Origin of the sequence: Streptomyces sp. NPDC001027 (assembly GCF_040299045.1) — a bacterium.
In the GTDB taxonomy this organism is placed as follows: Bacteria; Actinomycetota; Actinomycetes; order Streptomycetales; family Streptomycetaceae; genus Streptomyces.
Window position 1 is genome coordinate 1 of sequence record NZ_JBEPBI010000295.1, and the last position, 8,581, is coordinate 8,581.

6 protein-coding genes are annotated in these 8,581 nt (G+C 73.1%); 2 read left to right on the forward strand and 4 right to left on the reverse strand.

Annotated elements, in window-relative coordinates:
* Positions 1 to 112: 112 nt before the first annotated feature.
* Entirely contained in the window at positions 113 to 1,429 is a 1,317-nt protein-coding gene (locus tag ABT300_RS38430) for a ferredoxin reductase family protein (protein ID WP_351686155.1), read from the reverse strand.
* Between the two features lie 554 nt (positions 1,430 to 1,983).
* Between ABT300_RS38430 and ABT300_RS38435 the strand changes: the two genes are divergently transcribed.
* Entirely contained in the window at positions 1,984 to 3,495 is a 1,512-nt protein-coding gene (locus ABT300_RS38435; protein WP_351686157.1) for a glycoside hydrolase family 43 protein, read from the forward strand.
* A 115-nt stretch (positions 3,496 to 3,610) separates the two neighbouring features.
* Here ABT300_RS38435 and ABT300_RS38440 read toward each other — a convergent pair whose 3' ends face one another.
* The 3 genes from ABT300_RS38440 to ABT300_RS38450 form a co-directional block, all read right to left on the reverse strand.
* Positions 3,611 to 5,290 (reverse strand): DUF8823 domain-containing protein, encoded by a 1,680-nt coding sequence (locus ABT300_RS38440; RefSeq protein ID WP_351686160.1) that lies wholly within the window; start codon positions 5,288 to 5,290, stop codon positions 3,611 to 3,613.
* A gap of 532 nt (positions 5,291 to 5,822) precedes the next feature.
* Positions 5,823 to 6,659: an LLM class flavin-dependent oxidoreductase gene (locus tag ABT300_RS38445; RefSeq protein WP_351686163.1), complete on the reverse strand. Its 837-nt coding sequence runs from the start codon at positions 6,657 to 6,659 to the stop codon at positions 5,823 to 5,825.
* The gene (locus ABT300_RS38450) at positions 6,656 to 7,537 is read right to left on the reverse strand and encodes an alpha/beta fold hydrolase (protein ID WP_351686166.1); all 882 of its coding nucleotides are present in this window, start codon (positions 7,535 to 7,537) and stop codon (positions 6,656 to 6,658) included. The genes ABT300_RS38445 and ABT300_RS38450 overlap by 4 nt, the downstream gene beginning before the upstream one ends.
* 98 nt (positions 7,538 to 7,635) lie before the next feature.
* Here ABT300_RS38450 and ABT300_RS38455 point away from each other — a divergent pair, with 98 nt between their 5' ends.
* Positions 7,636 to 8,532 carry a LysR family transcriptional regulator gene (locus ABT300_RS38455; RefSeq protein WP_351686169.1) on the forward strand — a complete coding sequence of 299 codons (897 nt, stop codon included), beginning with the start codon at positions 7,636 to 7,638 and terminating at the stop codon, positions 8,530 to 8,532.
* Positions 8,533 to 8,581: the final 49 nt, after the last annotated feature.

Sequence of the window (8,581 nt, forward strand, 5' to 3'; positions counted from 1 at the left end):
GGACGTGACGTCACCGCGGCGGGGCCTCACGCACTCGCAGCAGGCCCGCGATGCCGGTCCGGACGCTCGACCGGAACGGCGCGGGGGGCCGAGGCGCCGCCCCGGGTGGGGCTCAGGCCAGGCCGAACCGCTCGGCGTGCACCTGCCGCCGGGGGACCCGCAGGTCGCGCAGCGCGCCGAGCACGACCGCGGTCATCGCGGGCGGGCCGCAGACGTACACGTCGCGTTCGCCGACGTCGGGAACCATGGCCCGCAGGCTCTCCGGAGCGAAGGGCGTGCTGCCCTCTCCCCTTCGGCCGGTGAGCAGGTGCAGCTGCCCACCGCGTTCCGCGACCAGGGCGCGTACCTCGTCGACGAGCACGGCGTCCTCCTCGCTGCGGACCCGATAGAGCACGACGACGTCGCCCGACTGCTCCTCCTCCAGCAGGGCCCGGACCGGGGTGATCCCCACCCCTCCGGCGATCAGCAGTGCGCCGGGGCGTGCGCGGTGCAGCGAGGTGAACGCGCCGTAGGGTCCTTCGACGAACGCGCGGGCGCCGACCGGGAGATGCCGCAGTCCGGCGCTGGCGGCGCCGGCCGCCTTGGCCGTCAGCCGCAGCGTACGGCCGTCGGGCGCCGCCGACAGCGAGAACGGGTTCGCCAGCCACCAGTGGCGGTGTCCGGGGAACCGCCAGATGCAGAACTGCCCGGCCCGGGCAGGCAGCTTGTCGAGGTGCCGGCCGGTGACGTGCACCGACACCACGTCGTCCGACTCCACCACCACCTCCGCGACGCGGAAGCGGTGGTAGGAGTTGCGCCACACGGGCAGCACGATCCGGCCCACGACCAGGGCGCCGAACGCGAACAGCCACAGGGCCCACCAGTAGAGCTTCGCGGCCGGGGACGAGCTGAAGGTGGTCGTCTCCTGCAACTGGTGGACGAAGGCCAGCCCCAATGCCACGTACAGCAGCAGATGCAGGCCGTGCCAGGTCTCGTACCGCAGCCGCTGCCTCACGTACCGGGCGGACACCGCGGCGACCACGACGACGATCGCCGCGGCGATCATCCCGAGCAGCGAGGCCGGCACTCCGGCCAGCGAGAAGAACGTCTTCGTCATGGACGTGCCGCTGAGCTCGGCATAGCCCAGCACCACCAGCACGGCGTGGGTGAGGACGGTCCACAGCAGGGTGAAGCCGACCCACCGGTGCCACACCGTCAGCCGGTCCATGCCGATACGGCGGTCGAGCCACGGCAGCCGTGCCACCAGCAGCAGCTGGAAGAGCATCAACACGGCGGCGTGCAGGCCGAAGAACTTGGCGACGGTGAGCACCCCGTTCTTGCCGGTCCCGGAGGTGAGGAACAAGGCCTCCACGATCACCGCGTTGATGATGACAAACGTCCACAGCGCCCACCGCGCCGCAACGACCGGAGGTATGGCGCCCTGCCGCACCCGAGAAATCGTCGCCTCCACCGCTTCCCCTCTTGTTCATATGACGTACGGGTGCCGATCCCGGCACCGCGACGGTCGATGCTCCACAGGCCGGGTCCGACTCACCTGCCGCGACCCGCCGCCGTCGCTGCGTACGCTGGGTGATTAAGCCCTTAACCACAAGCTGTCGCAGGGTTGTTGGGACATCCGTGACCTGCCGCGGCGCCGCGCCCGTCGTCGCGCCCGGGGACCTCGTCACGTGCGCGGAGGATGTCGGCCCGGGAATCGGGACCCCGCCGCAACCTCGAAGACCTGTCGATCGAAGCGCTTCGACAAGCCGGCTTCTGTCGACGCTCTTCCGAATCGGCCGTGCAGCAGGCGATATCGCGAGTGTCGGACACGTAGGGCACCTTGAGTGCACGGTGCCGGTCCGTTAGCTTACGGGATTGTGTGAAGCGCTTCGACAGCAACGCTTCGACAGTCGACGGCCGCCTGCCGACCGACGCCACGCCTGCGTCACGTACCGCCGAGACACGACGAGTTACCGACGAGTTACCGACGAGAGGACCTCTCAGGTGCCCGCTCTGCGCCAGCCGGACGGACCCGTCAACCCCGTGATCCCCGGGTTCCACCCCGACCCCAGCGTCTGCCGCGTCGGCGACGACTACTACCTGGCCTGTTCCAGCTTCGAGTACTTCCCGGGGGTCCCCCTCTTCCACAGCCGGGACCTGGTGCACTGGACCCAGATCGGCAATGTGCTGGACCGGCCGGAGCAACTGCGTCTGCCCGCCTCCATGCCGTCCTCCGGCGGGATCTACGCCCCCACCCTGCGCCACCACGACGGCCGCTTCTGGCTGATCGTCACCAACTGCAGCGAGGGCGGCGGCAACCTGATCTTCACGGCCACCGACCCCGCCGGACCGTGGTCGGATCCCGTCCGGGCGCCGGGCGTCCCCGGCATCGATCCCGACCTGGCCTGGGACGAGGACGGCGTCTGCTGGTGCACGGTCGCCGGGGTCTCGCAGGTCCGCATCGACCCGTCGACCGGGCAGACGTACGGAACGCCCCACCGGCTCTGGTCCGGCGCTCCCGGCGCCAAGGCCCCGGAGGCGCCGCACCTGTACCGCATCGGCGAGTACTGGTACCTGCTCATCGCCGAGGGCGGCACCGAACGCTGCCACGGCGTCTCGATCGCCCGCGGCCGTACGCCCGCCGGCCCGTTCGAGCCGTGCCCGGCCAACCCGATCCTCACCCACCGCGGCACCGACCGTCCCGTGCAGAACACCGGGCACGCCGACCTCGTCCAGGGGCCCGACGGATCCTGGTGGATGGTGCTGCTCGGCGTCCGGCCGGGCGGCGGCACGCCGGGCTGGCACGTGCTCGGCCGGGAGACCTTCCTCGCCCCCGTGACCTGGGAGGACGACTGGCCGGTCGTCGGCGAGGTCGCCCTGGACCTCCCCGAACTCCCCTGGCCGCTCTCCCCCGGCCCCGCCGAGGAGCACCGAGACGACTTCGACCTCGCCGAGCTGCGCCCGTACTGGATCTCCGTGCGCGACCGGCCCGCCGAGCACTGCACCGTCAAGGAGCGCCCCGGCTGGCTGACGCTCCGCGCGCGGGGCGGCTCCCTGGACGAGCCCGACGCGGTGTTCACCGGCCGGCGCCAGCGGCATCCGTCCTGCAGGGCGCGCACGCTGGCCGACGCCGGGGAGGGAAGCGGTGGCCTCGCCGTCCGGCTCGACGAGCGGCACCACTACGCGATCGAGGCGTCCGGCACGCGGGTGCGGGTGGTCGCCCGCGTCGGATCGCTGCGCACGGTCGTGGCCGAGGAGTCCGTGCCGGCCGGGCCGGTGGTCCTCGCCGTCACGATCACCCGATCGCCGTCTCCGCACGGGCCGTGCACAGGTCCCGACCTCGTCTCCCTCGGTGTCGAGCAGCCCGACGGCACGGTCGTCGAACTCGCGAGCCTGGACGGGCGCTACCTGTCCACCGAGGTCGCCGGCGGCTTCACCGGACGCGTCATCGGCGTGTACGCGGCGACCGGCGTCGTCCACTTCGACTGGTTCGACTACGAGCCCCTCGACGACTGAGGACGGCTGAGGACGGCTGAGCCCGGGCCGCCCGCGGCGGGCCCGGCTCGGTCCGCACCGCGGACGCAGTCGACGGCGGCCTCCGCCGAACAGGCCCGGCGGAGACGTCGGCCCCTCAGCCGGCCGACGGGCAGCCGCTCTCGTCGACGGACTCCGCGGCGTAGTCCGACGTCAGCCGGTACACGCCGGCCCGAGGCGCGGTCAGCCGCGTCCACGGACCGTCGGCGGTGACGCACGCTCCCTCGGCGCGCAGCCACGGCGAATACGCGATCCGCACGATGCTCGACCCGGCGCCGGGCATGCTCAGCGTCAGATCCGCCTCGCCCGCGCGCAGCAGCTCGGCCGGGGCGGAGACCAGCGGCAGAGTGTCGCGGACACGGTAGATCTTCCAGTAACGGTCCTGCCAGACGGGCTCCAGCCAGCGTTGGCCCTCCTTGATGAGAGCCGTCTCGCGCTCAGCGGACCGATCGGGCGTGCCGTCGTGGAGGACGACGAAGCCCACCGCCCAGTGACGCAGCCAGGCGTAGTACCGCGGCCCGTCCAGATGGCCCTCGTAGAACAGGCGTCCCCGTTCGACGTCCAACTGTTGGTTCCAGCCCCGCATCAGCTCGAAGTGCGGGCCGAGCAGGGTGGCCCCGCGATGGTCGTCGTCCGTCGGCAGCTCGACCCGCCCGCGGTCCGCGCCCAGCCGGTCGAGCGCGGCGATCACGCCGTCGGTGTGCGTGACCCAGCCCGGAACGGGGTCGGGGCGGCGCAGATGCGTCAGCGACGTCGCACAGAGGTAGGAGACGGAGAGAGCGGTCACCAGGGCCATCGCCCGCATACGGGTTCGCCGGCCGCCGTGCCGGAAGGCTCCGGAGCGGCGGTGCAGCGCGGCCGCGAGCAGCACCGCGGGCGCGAAGAGCAGGGCGAGGCGCTCCACGTTGTTGCCGACCGGCGAGGGGACCACCCAGGTCAGCACGACTCCGACGGCGTACACGGCGCTGCTCGCCCGCACCACCCGCCACTCCCGTGGGGCCGCCCACACCACGGCCGCGGACAGCAGCACGGGCAGGATCATGCGGCCCCAGGCCATGGGCTGTTCGCCCTGGAAGGGGAACAGCAGGGTGGTCACGCCGACGACGGCGACGGGCGGGAGACTGAGGGCGAGGCACTTGCCGTACTGGCGGTCGACCAGGTAGCCGGCTCCCGCCACCAGCAGGAAGAGCCCGGCCACCGGGCTGCCCATGGTCGCGAACAGCGCCCCGAGGGCGGCGGCGGCGAGCCTGGCGGGCCGGGGCGCGCGATCCGCGACGGCGAGCAGGCCCGCGAGAGCGAAGGCCAGGCCGAGGGCGAACGTGGTGCGGCCGAGCACGACGTTGTACCAGAGGCCCAGCGCACCGACGAGCGCGGGCCACATCGACACGCGCGGAAGGGCGCGCTCCAGGAGCGTGGCGAGCAGCCAGGTGGCGCTGACGCCGGACAGCACGGAGACGGCCCGGACGCCGAACAGGGCCATCAAGTGCGGTGAGATGACGCTGTAGTTGACGGTGTGGACGCCGCCGAACCAGAAGAGCCCGTACGGCGTGGCCGGGTGTCTGCCGACGAACCCCGCCCATGCGTACTGCGCGGCGAGGTCACCGTCGTCCGTCGCGAGAACGGCGCCCCATCCCCAGTACAGGGGGAGGAAGGCGGCGATGGCGAGGAGCGGGACGCGGTACCTCGCCGATCCGAACGGGCGGCGGTCCCTGCGCAGCGCCGACAGCGACGGCCGCCGGGAGGAGGGGACCGACAGGGTGGAGGTCTGTGGGGGCATGGTGGCTTTCCCGGTGCGGAACGGACGCGGTAGAGGTCCGGCGAGGAGTTCGCGGCCCCTAGGGCTCCTGGAACTCACGGACCTGTACCCGCGTCACGGCCGGGCTTCTCCCGTCCGTCGCGCCCATGTGCCGCTCGCGCGGCACGCCGGCATCGGGAGCCGCGCCGACCCGACCTCACCGGGCGGCCGGCTTCTCAGCCCGCGGTCGTGGCGCGGCAGGCCCCTGCCTGCGGGCCCCCCGTCCGCTGCGGCGGCGGGTGCGTGGGACCACGCCGCGCGGACCGCGCGTCTCGCCGACGGCGCCAGCGCCAGGAGGCCGACTTCATGCACTGAACTGCTCCGGAATCGGTGGAGGACCCGGACTCGGGCCTCCTGCCCGGGCAGGCCACGGACAACAGCCGGTTCGCGCCTGCGACCTCGATGTTGTGGACCACATCCCGGGCCGGCAACCCCCACCGGCTTGAGCAGAGGCTATTTGCACAGGTCAGCCACATGCAAGGCGTGTGCCGCGCGGAGGAAGAACCCGCTGGTCTCACCCGGTGCCGGGTCTGCCGGAGTCGGCCGGGCCGTCGCGGAGCACGCCGCGCACCCGGTCCAGCGACACGGTGTGCGGCGCGAACTCCGCCAGCCACCAGGTGGCGCCCGCGTCGGCGTAGGGCCCCGGGTCGGCGCCGGGCGGGAGGGCGACGGCGATGTCGTACGGGCTCGTCCTCCCCTCGCGCAGGCCGGCGAGGGTCGCGACGGCCTCGGCGAGCTCGTCGGGGTGTTCGAGGTTCACCGGGAAGAAGCCGTCGTGCCGGGCGGCGCGGCGCAGCGGTCTGACGTTGCCGGGGAGGCCCGCGGTCCACACGGGCACGCCGGGGCGCTGCACCGGACGCGGCAGGAAGGAGACGCCGTCGACGGTGTAGTGCCGGCCGTGGTGGCGAACCGGCCCGCCGGACCACGCTGCGGTGAGGATCTCCAGCGACTCGTCGAGCATGCCGCCCCGCCGCCGGTCGTCGAGTTCCTCGCCCGTCGCGCTCCACTCGCCCGCGAAGCGGTCGCTGCCGAGACCGACGCCGAGGGTGAGACGGCCGTCGCCGAGCCGGTCCAGCGTCGCGGTCTCCCTGGCGACCTTGGGCGGCCGTCGGCGGGCGAGGGGGGTGACCATGGGGCCGAACCGCACGCGCCGGGTGGCGGCGGCGATCGCGGCCAGCGTGATCCACGGGTCGGCCACCCGGCGGACGGGCTCCCGCCAGCGCAGGTGGTCCCAGACGAACACCCCGTGCCAGCCGGCCTCCTCCGCCTCGGCGGCCAGCCGGGCGACCGCCGCCGGGTCGGCGAGCTCCTCGAAGATCGGCAGCCACAGCGCCGACCGCAACGGGGTCATGTCCGGCCGCCTGCGGTGTGCCGGAGGAGAGCCGGGACGAACACGTCCCACAGCGGCTTCGGCAGGTCGTGTCCGGCGCCTTCGAGGACCAGCAGGGTCGCACCGGGGACCGCCGCGCACAGGGCCTGTCCGTGGGGCAGCGGCAGCACCGGGTCGTGGTCGCCGTGCACCACCAGGGTCGGCGCCCGCAGGGCGGCGAAGTCGCGGGACGACCCGTCGAAGGACATCGCGTAGTGGTTGACGAGGGTGGAGGCGATGTCGCGGGCGCGGGCCACGTCCTGCTCCACGAGCGTGCGCGTCGCGCTCTCGTCGAAATAGGGCGAGCCGCCCGAGCAGGCGTGCGCCGAGGCGACGACGAAGTCCACCACCGCGTCCTGGTCGGCGGGGTCCGGGTCGGCGGGGATGCCGGCGGCGAGCTCGTCCGAGGAGGGCGGGAGTCCGTCCTCGCCGGTGGAGGTGGAGACGAACGTCAGGGACTCCACCCGGTCGGGGTGGTCCACCCCGACGATGAGGCCGATTCCGCCGGCCATGGACCGGCAGACGATGTGGGCGCGCTCGACGTCCAGGGCGTCCAGGACGCCGAGGGCGTCCCCGGCCAGGTCGGTGTACGTGTAGCCGGGCCGTCCCGGCGGGTAGCCGGTGGATCTGCCGGTGTCCCGGTTGTCGTAGCGGATCACGTACCGGCCGCCCTGCGCGATACGGGCGCACAGTCCGGTCTCCCACCACAGCATCGAGGCGGCGGCGCCGTCGACGAGGAGGATCGCGGGGTCGGCGGGGTTCCCGAAGGTCTCGACGCACAGCTCGACGTCGTCGACCTCGATGAGCTTCTCACCGTGTGAGAGGCGGTGGGAGGGGCGAGGGGAGAGGTGATCGGTCATGAAGGTCACGCTAGGCCTGACGCTCCATCGGAAAAAGCGATAGTTTCCGATCGAATCGATCGTTGAAGCCGATCGTCGCTGATGAGGAAGGCGAGCCCATGTCCGATGTCGAACTGCGGCACCTCGCCGCCATGGCCGCCGTGGCCGACGAGGGCTCCTTCGGTCGGGCGGCGGCGCGGCTCGGGTACACCCAGTCGACGGTGAGCCAGCAGATCGCGGCGCTGGAGAAGGCCGTCGGCGGCCCCGTGTTCGACCGGCCCGGCGGTCCGAAACCGGTGCGGATCACTCCGCTGGGCGCGGTGGTCCTGGCCCACGGGCGCGCACTGCTGGCCGGATCCCGTGCGCTGGCGGACGCCGTCGACCGGTTCAGGGCCGGTGACGGCCGGGTCGACATCGGCACCTTCCAGAGCGTGTCGAACGTGATCCTGCCGCTGATCGTGCGCAGGCTCCGGGACGAGCACCCCGGCTGCGACATCCGGCTGTTCGAGGAGGAGACCGACCGGCCTCGGCTCGACGAGCTCGACCTGATGTTCTTCGACGGCCGCGTCGACGGCGACGTCGAACACCGCAAACTGCTCGACGATCCCTATGTGCTGGTGGCCCGGCGCGGCGACTTTCCCGACGGTCCGGTGCGCCCGGCGCGACTGGACGGCGCACCGATGGTGGCGCATCCGCCGATCTGCGACCAGGCCCGGCTGGAGCAGGCGCTGGCGCGCCGTGGCGTCCGGCCGCGGATCGTGTGCCGTACCGCGGGCAACGAGACCGTGCTGTCGATGGTGCGCGCCGGCATGGGCTCGGCGGTCCTGCCGCGGCTCGCCGTCCGCGGCGCCGACCTCGGCTCCGACGCGTCGCTGTGCGTCCACGCGCTCGAGCCGGGGCTCCCGCCGCGCGAGATCTTCCTGCTGTGGCAGGCCGGCCGCACGCACTCACCCCTCGCCGCGCGGGCGATCGAGATCGCCGTGGACGTGACGGGCGAGATCGCCGGGCGTCCCTGAGCGGACGCCCTCCTCCCGCCGCGGCTCCCGCCGGCGCACCCGACCGCTG

Coding starts and splice junctions, on each gene's coding strand:
- ABT300_RS38440 (WP_351686160.1), bottom strand. CDS start 5,290: ATGCCCCCACAGACCTCCACCCTGTCGGTCCCCTCCTCCCGGCGGCCG.
- ABT300_RS38445 (WP_351686163.1), bottom strand. CDS start 6,659: ATGACCCCGTTGCGGTCGGCGCTGTGGCTGCCGATCTTCGAGGAGCTC.
- ABT300_RS38450 (WP_351686166.1), bottom strand. CDS start 7,537: ATGACCGATCACCTCTCCCCTCGCCCCTCCCACCGCCTCTCACACGGT.
- ABT300_RS38455 (WP_351686169.1), top strand. CDS start 7,636: ATGTCCGATGTCGAACTGCGGCACCTCGCCGCCATGGCCGCCGTGGCC.